The sequence below is a fragment of the Amycolatopsis sp. NPDC003676 genome (genome assembly GCF_053587275.1).
Genome location: NZ_JBSFNS010000043.1, coordinates 1 through 18,920 on the forward strand (window position 1 = coordinate 1; position 18,920 = coordinate 18,920).

Annotated in this window: 14 protein-coding genes; 5 read left to right on the forward strand and 9 right to left on the reverse strand. The window is 69.9% G+C overall.

From position 1 onward, the window contains the following. Nucleotides 1–94: 94 nt before the first annotated feature. Genes ACWDNU_RS24195 through ACWDNU_RS24205 form a run of 3 tightly spaced genes read right to left on the reverse strand, consistent with a single transcriptional unit; the run spans nucleotide 95 to nucleotide 3,054 of the window. Nucleotides 95–901 (reverse strand): hypothetical protein, encoded by an 807-nt coding sequence (locus ACWDNU_RS24195; RefSeq protein WP_449670559.1) that lies wholly within the window; start codon nucleotides 899–901, stop codon nucleotides 95–97. Nucleotides 902–916: 15 nt separating this feature from the next. Then, entirely contained in the window at nucleotides 917–2,671 is a 1,755-nt protein-coding gene (locus ACWDNU_RS24200) for a hypothetical protein (protein ID WP_449670560.1), read from the reverse strand. A gap of 41 nt (nucleotides 2,672–2,712) precedes the next feature. Continuing rightward, nucleotides 2,713–3,054: a hypothetical protein gene (locus tag ACWDNU_RS24205; RefSeq protein WP_370939150.1), complete on the reverse strand. Its 342-nt coding sequence runs from the start codon at nucleotides 3,052–3,054 to the stop codon at nucleotides 2,713–2,715. A 396-nt stretch (nucleotides 3,055–3,450) separates the two neighbouring features. Here ACWDNU_RS24205 and gltB point away from each other — a divergent pair, with 396 nt between their 5' ends. From gltB to ACWDNU_RS24220, 3 genes are all read left to right on the forward strand, one after another. Continuing rightward, complete coding sequence (gene gltB, locus ACWDNU_RS24210) at nucleotides 3,451–7,992, forward strand: glutamate synthase large subunit (protein WP_449670561.1); 4,542 nt, start codon at nucleotides 3,451–3,453, stop codon at nucleotides 7,990–7,992. Next, nucleotides 7,985–9,493 carry a glutamate synthase subunit beta gene (locus ACWDNU_RS24215; protein ID WP_449670562.1) on the forward strand — a complete coding sequence of 503 codons (1,509 nt, stop codon included), beginning with the start codon at nucleotides 7,985–7,987 and terminating at the stop codon, nucleotides 9,491–9,493. Before gltB ends, ACWDNU_RS24215 begins: the two co-directional genes overlap by 8 nt. A gap of 64 nt (nucleotides 9,494–9,557) precedes the next feature. Continuing rightward, a complete protein-coding gene (locus tag ACWDNU_RS24220) occupies nucleotides 9,558–9,929 on the forward strand; it encodes a MerR family transcriptional regulator (protein ID WP_370939147.1) in 372 nt (123 codons plus the stop codon). Here ACWDNU_RS24220 and ACWDNU_RS24225 read toward each other — a convergent pair. Continuing rightward, entirely contained in the window at nucleotides 9,926–10,813 is an 888-nt protein-coding gene (locus ACWDNU_RS24225; RefSeq protein ID WP_449670563.1) for an NADP-dependent oxidoreductase, read from the reverse strand. The two genes, ACWDNU_RS24220 and ACWDNU_RS24225, sit on opposite strands and share 4 nt — an antisense overlap. Before the next feature lie 213 nt (nucleotides 10,814–11,026). On the opposite strand from ACWDNU_RS24225, the gene ACWDNU_RS24230 reads away from it, so the two are divergent. Continuing rightward, the gene (locus tag ACWDNU_RS24230; RefSeq protein WP_354747996.1) at nucleotides 11,027–12,418 is read left to right on the forward strand and encodes a class II 3-deoxy-7-phosphoheptulonate synthase; all 1,392 of its coding nucleotides are present in this window, start codon (nucleotides 11,027–11,029) and stop codon (nucleotides 12,416–12,418) included. A 44-nt stretch (nucleotides 12,419–12,462) separates the two neighbouring features. Here ACWDNU_RS24230 and ACWDNU_RS24235 read toward each other — a convergent pair whose 3' ends face one another. The 5 genes from ACWDNU_RS24235 to pknB all read right to left on the reverse strand — a co-directional run bounded on the left by ACWDNU_RS24235 (nucleotide 12,463) and on the right by pknB (nucleotide 18,319). Further along, nucleotides 12,463–13,743, reverse strand: coding sequence for a wax ester/triacylglycerol synthase domain-containing protein (locus ACWDNU_RS24235; protein ID WP_449670564.1), 1,281 nt, complete (start codon nucleotides 13,741–13,743; stop codon nucleotides 12,463–12,465). A gap of 117 nt (nucleotides 13,744–13,860) precedes the next feature. Continuing rightward, nucleotides 13,861–14,544: a hypothetical protein gene (locus ACWDNU_RS24240; RefSeq protein ID WP_370939144.1), complete on the reverse strand. Its 684-nt coding sequence runs from the start codon at nucleotides 14,542–14,544 to the stop codon at nucleotides 13,861–13,863. After that, nucleotides 14,544–16,019, reverse strand: a complete 1,476-nt coding sequence (locus ACWDNU_RS24245) for an SPFH domain-containing protein (protein ID WP_449670565.1) — start codon at nucleotides 16,017–16,019, stop codon at nucleotides 14,544–14,546. Before ACWDNU_RS24245 ends, ACWDNU_RS24240 begins: the two co-directional genes overlap by 1 nt. A 66-nt stretch (nucleotides 16,020–16,085) precedes the next feature. Continuing rightward, nucleotides 16,086–16,295: a hypothetical protein gene (locus ACWDNU_RS24250; protein WP_037809693.1), complete on the reverse strand. Its 210-nt coding sequence runs from the start codon at nucleotides 16,293–16,295 to the stop codon at nucleotides 16,086–16,088. After that, entirely contained in the window at nucleotides 16,292–18,319 is a 2,028-nt protein-coding gene (pknB, locus tag ACWDNU_RS24255; RefSeq protein WP_449670566.1) for a Stk1 family PASTA domain-containing Ser/Thr kinase, read from the reverse strand. The genes ACWDNU_RS24250 and pknB overlap by 4 nt, the downstream gene beginning before the upstream one ends. Before the next feature lie 92 nt (nucleotides 18,320–18,411). On the opposite strand from pknB, the gene ACWDNU_RS24260 reads away from it, so the two are divergent. Then, the gene (locus ACWDNU_RS24260; protein ID WP_370939139.1) at nucleotides 18,412–18,780 is read left to right on the forward strand and encodes an Rv2175c family DNA-binding protein; all 369 of its coding nucleotides are present in this window, start codon (nucleotides 18,412–18,414) and stop codon (nucleotides 18,778–18,780) included. Nucleotides 18,781–18,920: the final 140 nt, after the last annotated feature.

Here is an 18,920-nt window from a genome sequence, read left to right on the forward strand (position 1 = left end):
GGCGCGGATGGGACCGGAAGACGCGGCTGGGCTGGGGCGGCGGACGGCTGGGCAGATTCCCTCAGGGTTCCCCTCACGTACTTCGGAGCGGGGCTCAGCTGAGGAACGAGCCGCCGAAGTAGTCGTCGTCATCGCCGGAGTCCTGACGCCGGGCACGGCGGCCCGGCGACGGCGGCGGCTGGGGCGCGGACCGCTTCGGCCGGTCGCCCCGGTCGGCGAGGGGATCGGCGAAATCGTCCTCCGGCTGCGGTTCCGGCGCGCGATGCCGAGGCGGAGCGGGAGGAGCGGGCGGTTCTTCCTTCGGCGGAGCCGGGGGAGGAGGCGGAGTCCGGTCGGCGAGCGGATTCTCGTTCGAGTACTCCGCAGGCCCCGGCGAGGGCGCGGGTGGGGCCGGGGGCTGCGGGCGGCCGCTGCTCGCCAGCGGGTCCTCGGCGGAGAACCCGGCGGGCTTGTCCGGCGTGTCCGGATAGGTCGCGCGACCGGTGTCCGACAACGGGTTCCCGGCGCCGCCGGTGCGTGCCTCGAGGATCTCCTCGGGGGACTGGCCCTCCTCCAGCTCCTCGAGGATGTCCTTGGCCTCGCTGAGCTTTTCGTCGGCGAGCGCGCGGACCTCGGGGTCGGCGAAGGCCCGGCCCGCGGCGACGTCTTCCCAGGTGAATTCGCCCGCGTCGACCTTCCGCTTCACCAGCCGCAGCTGGGCGGGCGCGTCCGGACGCGAGGCGGCCTTCTTGATCGCCTCGATCCGTTCCGGAGTGTCGGTTTTCGGCAGCGGGCGGAGCTTGATCTTCTCCAGGTCCTTCAGCAGCTGCTGGGACTTGCGGACCGTCCGGTCGAGCGCGGCCTCGGCCTCCCGCAGCTCGGGCGTCTTCCACGAATCGTCCGCGGTGACGGGCTGGGACATCTCGGCAGTTCCTCCTTAGTCGATGCGGCCGTGGATCCGGCCACTTGCCGGGCGCCGGGGCGGATGGGACGGCGGATGGTTCGCGGGCGGGTGGTTCGGCTGGGACGGCGGGTGATTCGGTTGCTGGGGCGGCTGGTGGTTCGGCTGGTTCTGCGGGGGCTGGTGCTGCGGACCGTCCGGTTGGGACCGCTGGTCCTGCCCGCGTTCGCCGGAACCCTGCGACCGGTCGCCCTCGTCGCCGGAGCGGCGGTTGCCGTTCTCGCCGGAATTGCCGTCGCCGGACGTGTGGTCGCCTTCCTCGCCGCCTTCGCGCGAGCGCCGGTTCTCCGCGTGCGCCTCGCGCGACTCGTTGACGCCGTCCTTGCCCGCTTGCACGGCGTCCTTGGCGTCCTGGCCGATGCCCTTGGCGTTCTCCTTGATGTCGCCGACGTCCCCGCCGATGTTCTTCGCGATGTCGACGAGATCGCCGATGCTGCCGACGTCCTTGATCTTCTGCAGCTGCGACCCGATGTCCTTGATCGAGTTCCAGATGTCCTGGACCTTCGTGATGATGTCCTGGATCATCTCGATGATCGAGATCAGCGCGTTGATCAGCGGCAGCAGTTCGCTGAACGCGGTGATCGCGTCGGCGATCCAGCCCGCGATCGGGACGCACGCCTCCGCGGCCATCACCAGCAGCCGGTCGATCAGGCTCTTCAGCAGGTCCAGGGCCTTGGCCGCGAGCTTCTTCGACGTGTCCGCCAGCAGGTCGAAACCCTTGGCGATCAGCGACGCGATCCCGGCCTCGGCGGCGAGCCCGGCCCGCCATCCGGCCTGCACGTAAGCCTTGTGCTCCAAGGAAGCCATGCCGTGCCAGGAATCGCTGACGGTCTTCTCGTTGGCGACCATCACCTCGGAGAACGCCTTCATCGCCTCGGAGATGTTGCGCCACGCCTCGGCGTCGGCCGACATCTTCGAGAAGTCGCCGGTGAGCGGTTCGATGAACTGCTGGGTCAGCGTCGTGCCGGTGAACTTCTGATACACCCACTCGACGGCCATCACCTCGACGCCGGCGTCCTTCACCAGCGCCTGGACGTCCTCGCCGGAGGTGTCTTCCGGCGGCTGCAGCAATTCGACGATCGAGTCGCCGCGGTCGAAGTCGCCGGTGCCGCCGGGAACTCCGCCGGGGTCTCCGCCCGAACCCCCGGTGTTGCCCTCGCCGCCGTTGCCGCCGCCTTCGCCGCCCTCGCTGCCTTCGCTGCCGGAGCCGCCTTCGCCGCCCCCGTCGCCGCCTTCACTGCCGGAGCCGCCCTCTTCGCCGCCCCGGCCGCCGCCTTCGTCGCCGCCCTCGTTGCCGCGATCGCGACCCCGGCCGTCGCCGCCTTCTTCGCCGCCGTCCTGGCCATCGCGACCGTCACGGCCGTCTCGGCCGTCCCGACCATCGCGGCCGTCTCGACCATCCCGACCATCCCGACCATCCCGGCCGTTGCCGTCGTTGCCGGAGTTTCCCCCGGTGCCGCTCGGATGCGTCTGGTCGTCCCCGCCGGAGGGACGACGCCCGTCCGGACCGGTGCCGCCCGGATGATTCCCGCCCGGATGGCCGGGCTGATTCCCGCCCGGGTGATTCCCGCCGGGCGGCGGCTGATTGCCGGGATGCGGCTGATTGCCCCCGGGGTGCGGCTGGTTGCCGCCGGGGTGCGGTTGGTTGCCGCCGGGGCGGGACGGCGGATGCGTCGTCCCCGTTCCCCCGGGGTGGTGGCCGCCGCCGTGCCCGCCGCCGTGCCGTGCCATGTCTTGTCCCCCTCGTCAGAACCGTGTGGTGCGGATGCGCATCAGGCCGCGCCGCGGCCGGAGTCGATGCCGTCGAACTGGTCGATGAACTTCTGGAGCAGCTGCGCGGAATTCGCGTCGTGGTGCGCGTAGGCCTGCGCCGCCTGCTTGACCCCGTCGGACAGCGAGGTCAGCCGCGAGTGGCCGAAATCGAGCGTGCCGCCGTAGAGGTTCCCGACCAGCTGCACCACCGGCTGCAGCACCATGAACAGACCGGTGAAACCGGACGTGTCGCACGCGGTGGAGCGCATGTAGTCGTTGATCTTGCTGATCTTCTCGTGGAGGCTGTCGAGCACCTCGGCGTACTGGTTCATCGTCTCGACGTCGACTTCTATGCCGGACATGAAAGAAACCGCCCTCCCCGTGAGCTGTTGGTTGCCGAACACTATGGCAACCGACGATCACCGAGTGTGGGCGGTTCCCGGAAATTTGTGCGATTACCTGGGAAGATCGGGCGAAGGGGACGAAGCGGGCGCATCGACTTCGTCACGCGACAGGTGCGCGAGGCCGCTCCGGGGCTTATGCTTCGCGGACCGAAGCATCGGGAACCCATCCGGAACTACGTCGTTCCGCGCTGCCGGATCGTTACCGTTCTTCCCCGTTCGGGGAGCTCCGAGGCGCTGCTGGGGTGTTTCCCAGGTGTTAAAGTCGCGCTAACAAGCGGGCCATCGTCGTCCCGTGCGCTCCCCGCGGCCGGTTCGCCGGCCACCGCACGAAACGACGAAGGAGGTCCCTTTTCCATGATCTTCTCCGCCATCCCCGGCAAGCAGGGTCTGTACGACCCGGACACCGAGCAGGATTCCTGCGGCGTCGCCATGGTCGCCGACGTCCAGGGCCGCCGCACGCACGGGATCGTCACCGACGGTCTCGCCGCGCTCACGAATCTCGACCACCGCGGAGCCGCGGGAGCCGAGCCGACGAGCGGCGACGGCGCCGGGATCCTGCTGCAGCTGCCCGACGAACTGCTGCGCGCCGAGGCGGGATTCCCGTTGCCCGCCGGCGGCGGATACGCCGCCGGGATCGCGTTCCTTCCCGCCGAGGACGAGCAGCGCCGCAAGGCGATCGGGCTCACCGAACGGATCGCGGCCGAAGAAGGGCTCACCGTCCTTGGCTGGCGCGAGGTTCCGGTGGACACCGACGGCGCGGAGATCGGCCCCACCGCGCGTTCGGTGATGCCGCATTTCGCGATGCTGTTCGTGTCGTCCCCGCACGGCGAAACCGGCCTGGAGCTGGACCGGCTGGCCTTCTGCCTGCGCAAGCGCGTCGAGCACGAAAGCCTCGCTTCCGGCTGCGGCACGTACTTCCCTTCGCTGTCCGCGCGCACGATCGTCTACAAAGGCATGCTCACGCCCGAGCAGCTGCCGCGGTTCTTCCCGGATCTGCGCGATTCCCGGCTCGCCAGCGCGATCGCGCTCGTGCACTCCCGGTTCTCCACCAACACTTTCCCGTCGTGGCCGCTCGCGCACCCGTTCCGGTTCGTGGCGCACAACGGCGAGATCAACACGATCCGCGGCAACCGCAACCGCATGCGCGCCCGCGAAGCACTGCTCGAATCGGACCTGCTTCCCGGCGATCTTTCGCGGCTGTACCCGATCTGCTCGGCCGACGCGTCGGACTCGGCGTCCTTCGACGAGGTGCTGGAGCTGCTCCATCTCGCGGGCCGCTCGCTGCCGCACGCGGTGCTGATGATGATCCCGGAGGTGTGGGAGAACCACACCTCGATGGATCCGGAACGGCGGGCTTTTTACCAGTTCCACGCCAGTTTGATGGAACCGTGGGACGGCCCGGCGTGCGTCACCTTCACCGACGGCACGCTCGTCGGCGCGGTGCTCGACCGCAACGGCCTGCGCCCGGCGCGCTGGTGGCACACCGCCGACGGCCGCGTCGTTCTGGCGAGCGAGGCCGGAGTCCTTGACGTAGCACCGGAAAACGTCGTCGCGAAGGGCCGGCTGCAGCCCGGCCGGATGTTCCTCGTGGACACCGCGGCGGGCCGGATCGTGGACGACGAAGAGGTCAAGTCCGCGCTGGCGCGCAAGCAGCAGTACAGCGACTGGCTGCACGCCGGGCTGCTCAAGATCGCCGAGCTGCCCGACCGCGACCACGTGGTGCAGAGCCACGATTCCGTGCTGCGCCGCCAGCTCGCTTTCGGCTACACCGAAGAAGAACTGAAGATCCTGCTCGCGCCGATGGCCGCCAACGGGGCCGAGCCGATCGGGTCGATGGGGTCGGACACCCCGGTCGCCGTGCTGTCCAAGCGGTCCCGGCTGCTGTACGACTATTTCAAGCAGAACTTCGCGCAGGTGACCAACCCGCCGCTGGACGCGATCCGCGAGGAGCTCGTCACGTCGATGAGCCGGATCATGGGGCCGGAGCGCAATCTGCTCGCTCCCGGACCCGCGTCGTGCCGGCACCTGAACCTGCCGTACCCGGTGATCGACAACGACGAGCTGGCCAAGCTCATCCACATCAACGACGACGGCGATCTGCCCGGTTTCGCCTGCAGTGTCCTTTCCGGACTGTACGAAGTGGACGGCGGGGCAGAAGCGCTGGCGGCGGCGATCGAGCGGGTGCGGCGCGACGCGTCCGAGGCGATCGCGGCGGGCGCGCGCACGCTCGTGCTGTCCGATCGCGATTCCGACCACCGGATGGCGCCGATCCCGTCGCTGCTGCTGGTTTCCGCGGTGCACCACCATCTGGTGCGCACCAAGGAACGGCTGCGCGTCGCGCTGGTCGTGGAGACCGGCGACGCCCGCGAGGTGCACCACATCGCGCTGCTGCTGGGCTACGGCGCGGCGGCGGTGAACCCGTATCTGGCCTTCGAAACCATCGAAGACATGATCAGCCAAGGCGCGATCACCGGCATCGAACCGGCGAAGGCGATCCGCAGCTACGTGCAGGCGCTCGTCAAGGGCGTCCTGAAGATCATGTCCAAAATGGGCATTTCCACGGTCGGCGCGTACACCGCGGCGCAGGTGTTCGAATCCCTTGGCCTGAGCCAGGAACTGCTCGACGAGTACTTCACCGGAACGTCGTCGAAGCTCGGCGGCGTCGGCATGGAGGTGCTCGCCGAAGAGGTCGCGGTGCGGCACCGCCGGGCGTACCCGGACAACCCGACCGATCGGGTCCACCGTGGACTCGAGACCGGCGGCGAATACGCGTACCGCCGCGAGGGCGAGCTGCACCTGTTCACGCCGGAGACGGTGTTCCTGCTGCAGCACGCGTCGAAGACCGGCCGCGACGAGGTGTACCGCCAGTACACCGAAGAGGTGCACCGGCTTTACCGCGAGGGCGGCACGCTGCGCGGGCTGTTCAAGTTCCGCGACGGCGCGCGCGAGCCGATCCCGCTGGACGAGGTCGAGCCCGCGTCGGCGATCCTGCGCCGGTTCAACACCGGGGCGATGTCGTACGGCTCGATTTCGGCCGAGGCGCACGAAACTCTCGCCATCGCGATGAACCGCATCGGCGGCCGGTCCAACACCGGCGAGGGCGGCGAAGACCCGGAACGGCTGTACGACCCGCAGCGGCGCAGCGCGATCAAGCAGGTCGCGTCGGGCCGGTTCGGGGTCACCAGCGAGTATCTGGTGAACGCGGACGACATCCAGATCAAGATGGCGCAGGGCGCGAAGCCGGGCGAAGGCGGGCAGCTGCCGCCGAACAAGGTGTACCCGTGGATCGCGCGCACGCGGCATTCGACGCCGGGCGTCGGGCTGATTTCCCCGCCGCCGCACCACGACATCTATTCCATTGAGGACCTGGCGCAGCTGATCCACGACCTCAAGAACGCCAACGAGAAGGCCCGCATCCACGTGAAGCTGGTGTCCTCGCTGGGTGTCGGCACGGTCGCGGCGGGCGTGTCCAAGGCGCACGCGGACGTCGTGCTGATTTCCGGGCACGACGGCGGAACCGGCGCGTCGCCGATGAACTCGCTCAAGCACGCCGGAACGCCGTGGGAGATCGGGCTCGCCGAAACGCAGCAGACGTTGCTGCTCAACGGTTTGCGCGACCGGATCACGGTGCAGGTGGACGGTGCGATGAAGACCGGCCGCGACGTCGTGATCGCGGCGCTGCTCGGTGCCGAGGAATACGGCTTCGCGACGGCGCCGCTGGTGGTCGCGGGCTGCATCATGATGCGCGTCTGTCACCTCGACACGTGTCCGGTCGGCGTCGCGACGCAGAGCCCGGAGCTGCGCAAGCGCTACACCGGACAGGCCGACCACGTGGTGCGGTATTTCGAGTTCGTCGCCGAAGAAGTGCGGGAAACCTTGGCACAGCTGGGATTCCGCACGCTCGACGAGGCGATCGGGCACGCCGAGATGCTCGACACCGACGAGGCCGTGCAGCACTGGAAGGCCTCCGGGCTCGACCTCGGCCCGGTCTTCGACATGCCCGCGGAAACGCCGTACGGCGGCTCGAAGCGGCGCGTGCGCGAGCAGGACCACGGCTTGGCGCACGCACTCGACCGCACGCTCATCCAGCTCGCCGAGGCGGCGCTGGAAGACGCGCACCCGGTGCGCCTGGAACTGCCGGTGCGCAACGTGAACCGCACCGTCGGCACGCTGCTGGGCTCGGAAATCACGCGCCGCTACGGCGGCGAGGGCCTGCCGGACGGCACGATCCACGTGCTGCTCACCGGTTCGGCCGGGCAGTCGCTCGGCGCGTTCCTGCCGCGCGGCATCACGCTGGAAATGGTCGGCGACGCCAACGACTACGTCGGCAAGGGCCTGTCCGGCGGCCGGATCGTGGTCCGCCCGCATCCGGACGCGAGCTTCGCCGCCGAACAGCAGACGATCGCGGGCAACACGCTGGCCTACGGCGCGACGTCCGGCGAACTGTTCCTGCGCGGGCAGGTCGGCGAACGGTTCTGCGTCCGCAACTCCGGCGCGACGGTCGTGGCCGAGGGCGTGGGAGACCACGCGTTCGAGTACATGACCGGCGGCCGCGCGGTGGTGCTCGGCCCGACCGGGCGGAACCTGGCGGCCGGGATGTCCGGCGGCAGCGCGTTCGTGCTCGATCTGGACCGCGCGAAGGTCAACCAGGACATGGTGGACCTGCTTCGGCCGGACCCGGAGGATCTGGCCTGGCTCAAGCAGATCGTGCAGCAGCACCACGACCTCACCCGCTCGGCCGTGGCCGCGTCGCTCCTGGGCGACTGGACCCGGCGCTCGGCGGCGTTCACCAAGGTGATGCCGCGCGACTACCAGCGGGTCCTCGATGCGGCGAAGGCGGCGCGTGCTGCCGGCCGCGATGTCGACGAAGCGATCATGGAGGCAGCTCGTGGCTGACCCCACCGGTTTTCTGAAGCACGAACGGCAAGAGCCGAAGAAAAAGTCTTACGAGGAACGGCTTTCCTCGTGGGGCGAGGTCTATGCGGACGTCTCGCCGGAAGAGCGCAACGAGCAGGTGCGCACGCAGGCGTCGCGATGCATGGACTGCGGCATCCCGTTCTGCCATTCCGGCGGCTCCGGTTGTCCGCTGGGCAATTTGATTCCGGAATGGAACGACCTCGTCCGCCGCGGCGACTGGGCGGCGGCCAGCGATCGCTTGCACGCCACCAACAATTTCCCGGAATTCACCGGGAAATTGTGCCCGGCGCCGTGCGAGGCGGGCTGCGTGCTGTCGATCTCGCCGCTGTCCGGCGGGCCGGTCGCGATCAAGCGCGTCGAAGAGACGATCGCGACGCAGTCGTGGGAAGCCGGATACGTGCAGCCGCAGGTGGCCGAGGTGTCCTCGGGCCGCAAGGTGGCCGTCGTCGGCTCGGGTCCGGCCGGGCTCGCCGCGGCGCAGCAGCTGACCCGCGCGGGCCACGAGGTCACCGTGTTCGAGCGGGACGACCGGCTCGGCGGCCTGCTTCGGTACGGAATTCCCGAGTTCAAAATGGAGAAGAAGGTCCTCGACCGGCGCCTGGCGCAGCTGCGCAAGGAGGGCACGAAGTTCGTCACCGGCTGCGAGGTCGGCGTCGACCTGTCGGTGGAAGACCTGCGCGCGCAGTACGACGCGGTCGTGCTCGCCGTCGGTGCCCTGCGCGGCCGCGACGACCGCACCACGCCGGGCCGTTCGCTCGACGGGATCCACCTGGCGATGGAACATCTGGTGCCGGCCAACAAGTTCGTGGAAGGCGACGGCCCGTCCCCGGTCGACGCGAACGGCAAGCACGTCGTGATCATCGGCGGCGGCGACACCGGCGCGGACTCCTACGGCACCGCCACCCGCCAGGGCGCGCTGTCGGTCACCCAGCTCGACCAGTACCCGACGCCGCCGCAAACCCGCGACGACGAACGGTCCCCGTGGCCGACCTGGCCGTACATCCTGCGCACCTATCCCGCGCACGAGGAAGCGGGCGAGCGGAAGTTCGCCGTGGCGGTCAAGCGGTTCGTCGACGACGGCAACGGCCGCGTGAAAGCCGTGGAACTGCAGGAAGTCCGCGTGCAGAAGGACCCGGAAACCGGCCGCCGCGAGGTGCTCCCGGTGAACGACGAGGTCGAAACGCTGCCCGCGGACCTGGTCCTGCTGGCGATCGGCTTCGAAGGCGTCGAGGAAATGCCGCTGCTGGAAGGCCTGGACCTGACCCTGACCCGCCGGGGCACCCTGTCGTGCGGCTCGGACTGGCAAACGGAAACCCCAGGAGTCTTCGTCTGCGGAGACGCCCACCGCGGCGCCTCGCTGGTCGTGTGGGCCATCGCGGAAGGCCGCTCGGTCGCGGCTGCCGTGGACACCTTCCTGACGGGCGCTTCGGATCTTCCTGCTCCCGTGCACCCGACCGCATTGCCGCTCGCGGTGGTGTGATCGAACCCTGGCTCGGGCCCCGGCGCAACGGCGCGCCGGGGCCCGTTTCTTTAAGCTGGGTTCTGTGCGGATTGGCGAATTAGCCCGGAAGACCGGAGTCAGCGCCCGCTCGCTGCGGTACTACGAGCAGCAGGGCCTGGTGCAGAGCACCCGGTCCGCGGGCGGACAGCGGCACTACCTCGCGACGGAGGTCGAACGGATCGAACTGATCCGCCGGCTGTTCGACGCAGGCTTGAACAGCAAGGTGATCGCCCGGCTGCTGCCCTGCGTACACAGCGACGACGAGGGCGTGATCGAAGACGCTTTCACCACGATGGTGGGGGAGCGGGACCGGCTGACCGCCGACATGGCCCGCCTCGCCGAGGCCCGGGATGCCCTGGACGTGTTGATCGAGGCGAACACGCGATACCGGCAGGGCGCGGGGAGTTCGTGCTAGACGCTGATGACCAGCTTGCCTTTTGCGTGACGGGACTCGACAAGCGCCAGTGCTTCCTGCGCTCGCGCGAGCGGGTAGGTCCCGGTGATGTGCGGATCGAGCCGCCCTTCGACCATCAGCTCCGCGACCCTCTCCAGACTTGCCCGATCGAGGCGACGATGGACGAACTCGCCGCCGAGTTCGGTCACTGAGGGGTCTCCGACCGCGATGAGCTTCTTTCCCAATGGCGCGACTTCGCGCAGGGACTGACCGCCGACCGTGTCGACTACGGCGTCGAAGTTGCCCACGACGCTGCCCGCCGTGTAGTCGACGAAAGCCGCGCCGTACTTCGTCGCGAGATCGCGCTTGGCTGTGCTGCCCGTACCCGTCACGACGAGCCCGCGATCCCGCGCGAGCTGCGCCACCGCGATCCCGACTCCGCCGCCGATCCCGTTCACCAGCAGCGACGCGCCCTTCGGCAGGTCGAGCTGGTCGAGCACGTCGAGCGCGGTGGTGCCCGCGACGGGGATAGTCGCCGCCCAGGCCCACGGCAGCGAGTCGGGGATCCGGGCGGTGGATTCGCCGAGGAGCAGCGTGGTTTCCGCGTAAGTGCCCGCCCCGGTCAACGCGAACCCGGTGACCCGGTCGCCGATCTCGAGCCCGGTCACGTCTTTCCCCGTTTTGAGCACGGTTCCCGCTGCTTCCATCCCGATGACCTGAGGAAACGGCAGATGGCCGTTCAGATCGGGGACCTGTCCGGCCCGCAGGAGATGATCGAGCGGATTCACTCCCGCGGCCGCCACCCGGACCAGAACTTCCGCGGGACCGGGCGTCGGATCCGGCCGTTCGAAGAACTCCTGGACCTCGGCCGCGCCGAACGATCGGTATCCCAAGGCTGTGCTCATCTGCCGGTTCCTCCCGCATCTCGGTCTGTCCGAAACCGACGCTATTCGTTGACACCGATGTCAACTTCCAGCCGATGTGACCCGGCCGACACGGTTCGCGGGAAACTGGAGCCGCCGACCGATTCGGCACCCGCTCCCGCCAAGACTCCCCGGACGCGTGACCCTCGACGCCCACCGCCCCGGGCAAAGGCGGCAGACCCTATCCTGAGACGCGTGAACTGGACAGTCGACGTTCCCGTAGACACTCTCCCCGAGCTGCCGCCCCTGCCTCCTGAGCTGCGGGACCGCCTCGACACCGCCTTGTCGCTGCCTGCCGCGCAGCAGCCGGAGTGGCCCGACGTCGCGCTGGCCAAGCGGGTGCGCGGCGTGCTGGAGAGCGTGCCGCCGATCACCGTGCCCGCGGAGATCGACCGGTTGAAGAGCCGGCTCGCCATGGTGGCTCGCGGGGAGGCCTTCCTGCTGCAGGGCGGCGACTGCGCGGAGACGTTCGAGTCCAACACCGAACCGCACATCCGGGCCAATCTGCGCACGCTGCTGCAGATGGCCGTCGTGCTCACCTACGGGGCCAGCCTGCCGGTGGTGAAGGTCGGGCGGATCGCGGGCCAGTACGCGAAGCCGCGTTCGTCGGGCACCGACGCGCTCGGGCTGCCTGTCTACCGGGGCGACATCATCAACTCGCTCGTCGCCAAGCCGGAGCTGCGGGTTCCGGACCCGGGCCGGATGATCCGCGCCTACGCGAACGCCGGCGCGGCGATGAACCTCGTCCGGGCGCTCACCGGGGCGGGCATGGCCGACCTGCACCAGGTGCACGACTGGAACAAGGACTTCGTGTCCTCGTCGCCGGCGGGGGAGCGGTACGAGGCGCTCGCCGCCGAGATCGACCGCGGGCTGCGGTTCATGAACGCCTGCGGCGTCACCGACACCTCGCTGCAGTACACCGAGATCTTCGCCAGCCACGAGGCGCTGCTGCTCGACTACGAGCGCGCGATGCTGCGGCTGGACCAGGCCGACGCGGCGAACCCGAAGCTGTACAACCTGTCCTCGCACTTCCTGTGGATCGGCGAGCGCACCCGGCAGCTCGACGGCGCGCACATCGCGTTCGCCGAGCTGCTGTCGAACCCGATCGGGCTCAAGATCGGCCCGACGACCACGCCCGAGCAGGCGCTCGAGTACGTCGAGCGGCTCGACCCGCGCAACGAACCGGGACGGCTCACGCTCATCTCCCGGATGGGCAACGGCAAGGTCCGCGAGGTGCTGCCGGCGATCGTGGAGAAGGTCGAATCGTCCGGGCACAAGGTCATCTGGCAGTGCGACCCGATGCACGGGAACACGCACGAGTCGTCCACCGGCTACAAGACCCGGCACTTCGACCGCATCGTCGACGAGGTCCAGGGCTTCTTCGAGGTGCACCACAAGCTCGGCACCTACCCCGGCGGCATCCACGTCGAGCTGACCGGCGAGGACGTCACCGAATGCCTCGGCGGGGCGCAGGAAATCTCCGACGTCGACCTCTCCGGCCGCTACGAGACCGCGTGCGACCCCCGGCTCAACACCCAGCAGTCGCTGGAGCTGGCCTTCCTGGTCGCGGAGATGCTGCGCGGCTGAGACAGCTCGTGAGTGTTTATCCCGGTTCTAACCGGGATAAACACTCACGAGGCGTCCAGCAGTTCCGCCGCCGATTTGGCCACCGCGTCGCGCAGCGAACCGAGATCGGCAACCGCGTCCGCGTTCGCCTGCAGTCCGATGTGGACACTGTCGCGATAAGGCGCCACCGCGATGCCCACCGCCTGATGCGGGGCCAGCGGCACGAACGGGTAGACCTCCGTCAGAGGTGCTCCGGCCAGCGCGTGCCGGGCGGGCGGCACCGGAACGGTCGTCACCACCAGGTCGAACAGCAGCGGCGCGGCCAGCCCGGCGGTTCGCGTGCCCAGCCAGTGCAGCGCGGCGGGCATCCGGTCGGCCAGCAGCGGGAAAGCGCCGGCGCCGCGGGAAGGCCCGGCGGCTTTGTTGCGCGTCATCTCGGCGCGCACTTCGGCCAGCCGCCGCACCGGATCGTCCATTCCGATCGGCAAATCGCACAAATAGCCAGAAAGCTTGTTCCCGCCCCATTGCTCGGCCGCTCTCCCGCGCACGCTCACGGGAATCAGCGCGCGCACGGAACGTCCCGCCGCGCGAATGCCGCGATTGATCAGCCATTCGCGCAACGCGCCGGACAACACCGCGAGCACGACGTCATTCGTGGTCCCGCCGTGCGTTCGCCGGATCCGGCGAAGATCGGCTGAGGCCAGCCGGGCGAAACCGAGGCGCCGTTCGGCGGTGGCGGGTGCGGCCAGCGGCAGGCACGGCGGACGGGCCGCGCGGACCACCGACGACGCGATTCCCGCTGTCTCCAACGTATCCCGCACCGCGTCCATCGGCGAGCGCGGCTGCGGGACCGCCGGCGCGGGCTCGGGAAGCGGCAATCCGTCTAGGAGTCCTACCGTGACGGCGTACGCGCCCGCGCCGTCGGTGAGCGCGTGGTGGAGTTTTAGCAAGATCGCGAAGGTTCCGTCCGGAAAACCTGTCACCACAGTGAGTTCCCACAACGGACGGTGCGGGTCGAGCGGTTCGGCGATCCACCTCGCCGCGAACTCCGGGAGCGGGTCCGGGTCGTACAGCGTGGTCAGCCGGTGGTGGTGAATGTGTTTCACTGCCCGGAAATCCGGGTCGTCCACCCAGGTCGCGGAGCCGGGCGGGAACAGCCCGGCGCGGATTTTCCGGCGCAGCGGCGGAATCTCCGCCGCCCGGCGGGCGAGCAGCGCGGCCAGCCGGTCCGGATCGATCGGCTCCTCCGGCGCGAAGACCAGGGCCACGCCCATCTGCATCGGCGCGGTTTCCCTGGAGAGGCAAAGAAAAGCGACATCGAGCGAGCTGAGCGAAGCAGCTGCCATGGTCCACCTTCCAACGTCCGGCGTCGAGTGCGAATGTCGAGGGCGAATGTCACGACACTACTCGGGTATGACCGGCGGACGGCCGTTATGTTTCGGGGACGCTAATTCCCCGGGATTTCACTCGCCCGGGGCACGCCGCGGCTGCCGCTGCGGCAGGCCGGGCCCGGCGGAGTCGTTGACCTCGGCAGCGATCTGGCGCATCGCGACGCCGTTGCCCGGCCGCTTCGGCAGCCCCGGCCACAGTTCGCTGGCTTCGTGCGCCGCGGCGCGCAGCCGTCCGCCGTCGAGTTTGGTGTGCGTTTCCGGGATCTCGCGGTCGAGCCACTGCACGATCAGCTTCACCGGACCGGCGCTGGGCAGCGGCCACACGAAGACCGGGTGCTCGTAGCGGAACTCCGACCCGCTGCCGTCCTCGACGCGCAGCACCGGTTCGTGCGGTTCGCCCGCGCTCGGCACCGAAACGGTTTCGGAGCTGGCCCGGCCGCCGTCCGGGAACAGCACGCCGACCAGCAGCGAGTTGTAGTCCGGGATCCGCCGGTGGCCGATCAGCGGCGCGCCGTCCATGCGGTCGCGCGAGTACACCGCGATCCGCAGCGTCATCGCCTCCGGCCACACCTCGATCGCGCGCAGCGCCACGATGGTGCGCTCGGACCGGCCCAGCGGCGTCGGCCACGGCACCAGCGCGGGCACGATGTGGTCGGCGGGCGGGCCCGTCCACGGACGGCCCTCGTAGCCGAACAGTTCCTGCTCCCGGACCGGGAACAGGGGTCGCTCGCGAGGACCGTCCGTGAAGAAGCTCATCAGTCCTCGCGAGGGGCGAGACTGCCGTCGGAACCGGACTGCTTGGTGCCCATGGCGTCCATCAGCTGGCGGGCGAGGCCGAGGCCCGTGCCGCCGAGGGAGAGCGCCTTGGTGAACATGTCCGACATCCCGTCCGCGCCGTTCAGGACCACCATGTGGTCGACATTGCTGAAGGCCTGCGCGCCGGCTTCGACGATCTCCGGCCAGCGCTCGGCCAGCTGTTGTGCTACCACAGCCTCCTGGTTCTCCGCCAGTGCGGCCGCGCGCGCCTTGATCGCCTCGGCCTCGGCGAGCCCCTTCGCTTTCGCCGCTTCGGCTTCGGCCAGACCCTTGGCCTTCGCCGCCTCCGCGTCCGCGAGGCCCTTCGCCTTGGCCGCGGCCGCTTCGGCCTCACCAGTGGCCTTCGTCGCGCTCGCGCTGGCTTCCGCGCGGGCCTTCGTCGCCTGCGCTTCGGCGTCCGCCGCGGTCTTGACCCGGGTCGCGTCCGCGCCCGCCCGCAGCTCGGTTTCCTTCGCCTGTGCCTGCGCGCGGGCGATTTGCGCGTCGCGTTCCGCGTCGGCCGTGGTGCGCGTTTCGTACGCCTTCGCGTCGGCCGGTTTGCGGACTTGCGACTGCAGCCGCTGCTCGGACAGCGCCGCTTCCAGCTCCGCGGCCCTGGTCTCCTGGACCACGACCTCCTGGCGCGCGGTCGCCTCGGCCAGCGGACCGGACTGGCTCGCCTTCGCCTTGGCCTGGTCCACCTCGGCCTGGTAACCGGCCTGCTGGATCTGGCTTTCCCGGATCGCGCCCGCCTTGCGCGCGGCGGAGATCTGCTCGGCCTCGGTGGCCTCCTGGTCGCGCTGCGCCTCGGCGATCCGCGCCGCGGCGGCGATCGCGGCCGCGTGCGGTTTGCCGAGGTTGACGATGTAGCCGGACTCGTCGTCGATCTCCTGGATCTGCAGCGAGTCCACGATCAGCCCGAGCTTGATCATCTCGGTCGCCGACGACTGGCGGACCTCGCCGGTCAGCGCGTCGCGGTTGTGGATCATCTCCTCGATGGTCAGCCCGCCCACGATCGAGCGCAGATGCCCGGAGAACAGCTCGTGGATGGTGTCGTTCATGCCCTTCTGCTGGTCGAGGAACCGGCGGGCGGCGTTCGCGATCGAGGCGAAATCGTCGCCGACCTTGTAGATCACGACCGCGCGCACGGTGACCGGAAGACCCTGTTTCGTCACGCACGAGACCTGCAGGTTCACCCCTCGGGTGTCCAGCGACAGCCTGCGCGCGGTCTGGAAGCCCGGCAGCACGTTCACGCCGCGGCCGGTGATGATCTTGAACCCGAGGCTGTCGGCCGTTTCGGTGCGCTCGACCCGGACGCCCCAGCCGGAGATGATGAGCGCCTCGTTCGGCTCCGCCACCTTGTACAGGATCCGCAGGAGCCCGAACAGCAGGATCACGGCCACGACCGCGATCACCACGATGACCCAGATTTCCATAGCCCTCGCCGCACTTTCCGTATTCAGCTGGCACGGCGCTCAGGCGCCGTCAGCACTGCGACGCGGTCAAGCGCGCAACGGTTGCCACCTTTCCACGTAGACCGTGCGCGGAGGCTCGAAATCGACCACCAGAACGGGTGTGCCGACGGCGAAGGTGGTGTCCGGCTCGGCCGGGTAGGCGTAAAAGGCCTCGGTGCCGCCGCGGACGCTGAGCAGCACCTCGCCGATCAGCCCGGGCCCGACGGTGCCGGTGACCCGGCCGCGGCTGCCGATCATCCGCCGATCCCCCGGATCTTGACCTTGGTGCCCTTGGGCACGAACGAGCCGGGGGCCGGGTCCTGCTCCAGGACGAAGTTGAAGCCACCGCCGCCGTGCCCGTGGCCGTTGCCGTCGCCGCCCTTGCGGTCGACGTCGAGCCCGGCCTGCTTGAGCAGGTCCGCGGCCTGGTCGAAGGTGCGGTACCGGACGTCCGGGACCTGCACCGCGTTCGAGACGTAGACCTTGACCTTCTTGGTCCCCGCCGAGCCCGCGCCCGGGTCGGTGCGGGTGACCGCGCCCGCGGGCACGCTCTGCGAGAACTCCTCGCCGCCGTCCTGCGGCTGGAATCCGGCCTGCTGGAGGATCTGGAACGCCTCGGCCTTGGACCGCCCGGTGACGTCCGGGACCGGCGGAAGCGGCTCCGGGCCCTTGGACAGCACCAGCGTCACCTGGCCGCCGATGTCCACCGGGGTGCCCGCCGCCGGGCTCACGCTCACGACGGTGCCCTGCGGCGCGGTGTCGCTGTACTCCGGAGTGCCCTGGACGACGGTGAGCTTCTGCTCCTGGATCGCCTTCGTGGCGGTGTCCAGCGCGGTGCCGACCTGGATGTTCGGCACCTTCGGCTTGCCCTTCGACACGACCACGGACACGGTGGCGTCCTGGTCGAGCGTGGTGCCCGGCGCCGGATCCACCTTGATGACCTTGTTGGCGTCGACGGTGTTGTCGAATTCCTGGCTGTAGCGCGGGTTCAGCTTCGCCGCGCGCAGCTGGTCGCCCGCCTCGGCCTGGGTCAGCCCGGCGAGCTTCGGCACGGTCGTGGTCGTGACCTTGGAATCGCTGAGGATGAACGCGAACGCGCCGATCAGCCCGCCGAGCACCAGCACCCCGGCGATCGCCAGCGCGATCAGTTTGCGCTTGTCACGGGGTTTCCGCGGCTCCTCCGGAGCTGGGACTGGCGGCCCGGCGTGCGGCGGCCCGGCCGGGGGAGGCGCGGCGGGCACGGCGCGGGTCATGGCGCGCGTGCCACGCGGCCCGGAGACCGGCATGGTCTGCTGGCCCAGCGGGACGTTCTGCTGGACCGCCGGGATGTTCGGGAGCGTGCGTTCGACGTCCGACACCCGGTCGCCGTCCGGCGGCGGGGGCACCGGCACCGCGACCGGCTGCAGCCCCAGTTCGGCGCGCGCGGCCTGCAGCTGCGCCAGGAACTCGCCGGCGTCGGCCGGGCGCTGCTCCGGGTCGCGGCGGGTGGCGCGCAGGATCAGGTCGTCGAGCACCGGCGGCAGGTCCGGGCGCAGTTCGCTCGGGCGGGGCACGTCGTCGTTCACGTGCCGGTAGGCGACCGAGATCGCGGTGTCGCCGGTGTAGGGCAGGCGGCCGGTGAGCATCTCGTACAGCAGGATGCCCGCCGAATAGACGTCGCTGCGGGCCGTGGTGTCGCCGGTGGCGACCTGTTCGGGGGCCAGGTAGCCCACGGTGCCGAGGATGACGCTCGAGCTCGTGGTGCCCGCGCTGGCCACCGCGCGGACCAGGCCGAAGTCGCCGACCTTCACGACGCCGCCCGCCAGCTGCCCGCTGCGGCCGATGAGCACGTTCTCGGGCTTGACGTCGCGGTGGACCAGCCCGGCGGCGTGTGCGGCGGCCAGCGCGGCCAGCACCGGCTCCGCGACGCTCAGCGCGAGCGAGACGTCCAGCTGGCCCTGCTCGTCCAGCAGGTCGCGCAGCGTGCCGCCGTTGACCAGCTCCATCACCAGGAAGGCGAGGCCGGTGTCCTGGCCCGCCGGGGTGTCGAAGCCCTGGTCGTGCACGGCGACCACGTTCGGGTGATGCAGCTGGGCGGCCGAACGCGCTTCGCGCACGAACCGGTCGACGAACGACCGGTCGTCGGCGAAGCGCGGATCCATGATCTTGATCGCCACCGCCCGGTCGAGGCGGGTGTCGAGGCCCCGGTAGACGGCCGACATCCCGCCCCTGGCCAGCAGCTGGTCAACGCGGTACCGGCGTTCGAGCAGGGTGCCGACGAGGCTGGGCTGGGTGCGCGTCACGGTGGGCAATCGTACGGAAGGACCCGCGCGGCGGGGCGGGTCACCCGTGCGTAGCAGTGGGCCGGACGGGGGAATGTGGCACAGTGTCACGTGTGAGTGGGATTCCTGTCGCCGACGACATCCTCGACACCGAGGTCGCGGTCAAGCCGTTGCCGGAGGTGGCGGCCGCATTGGGGGTGTCGGCCAACAAGGTCCGCCAGATGCTGCGGGACGGCGAGCTGATCGCTGTCCGGCGCGAGGGCGAACTCTGCGTGCCCGCCGCCTTCTTCGTGAAGGACGGCATCGTCAAGGGGCTGGGCGGCACGATCACCGTGCTCGCCGACTCCGGGTTCAGCCGCACCGAGATGCTCCGCTGGCTCTTCACCGCCGACGACACGCTCCCGGGCAGCACGCCGATCAACGCGCTGCGCACCAGCCACGGGACCGAGGTCAAGCGGCGCGCGCAGGCGATGGCGTTCTAGACCCTTCCCGCGTTGCTCGCCGAAGGGCTGACAACAATCGCCCTTCCGGACAGAAATCGCGGTTGTCGTTGACGCGGTCAATTGGTCCAGTCCATCCTCGGGAACCGTCCTGAAAATCCTGCTCTGCCGCATGCTGGAGA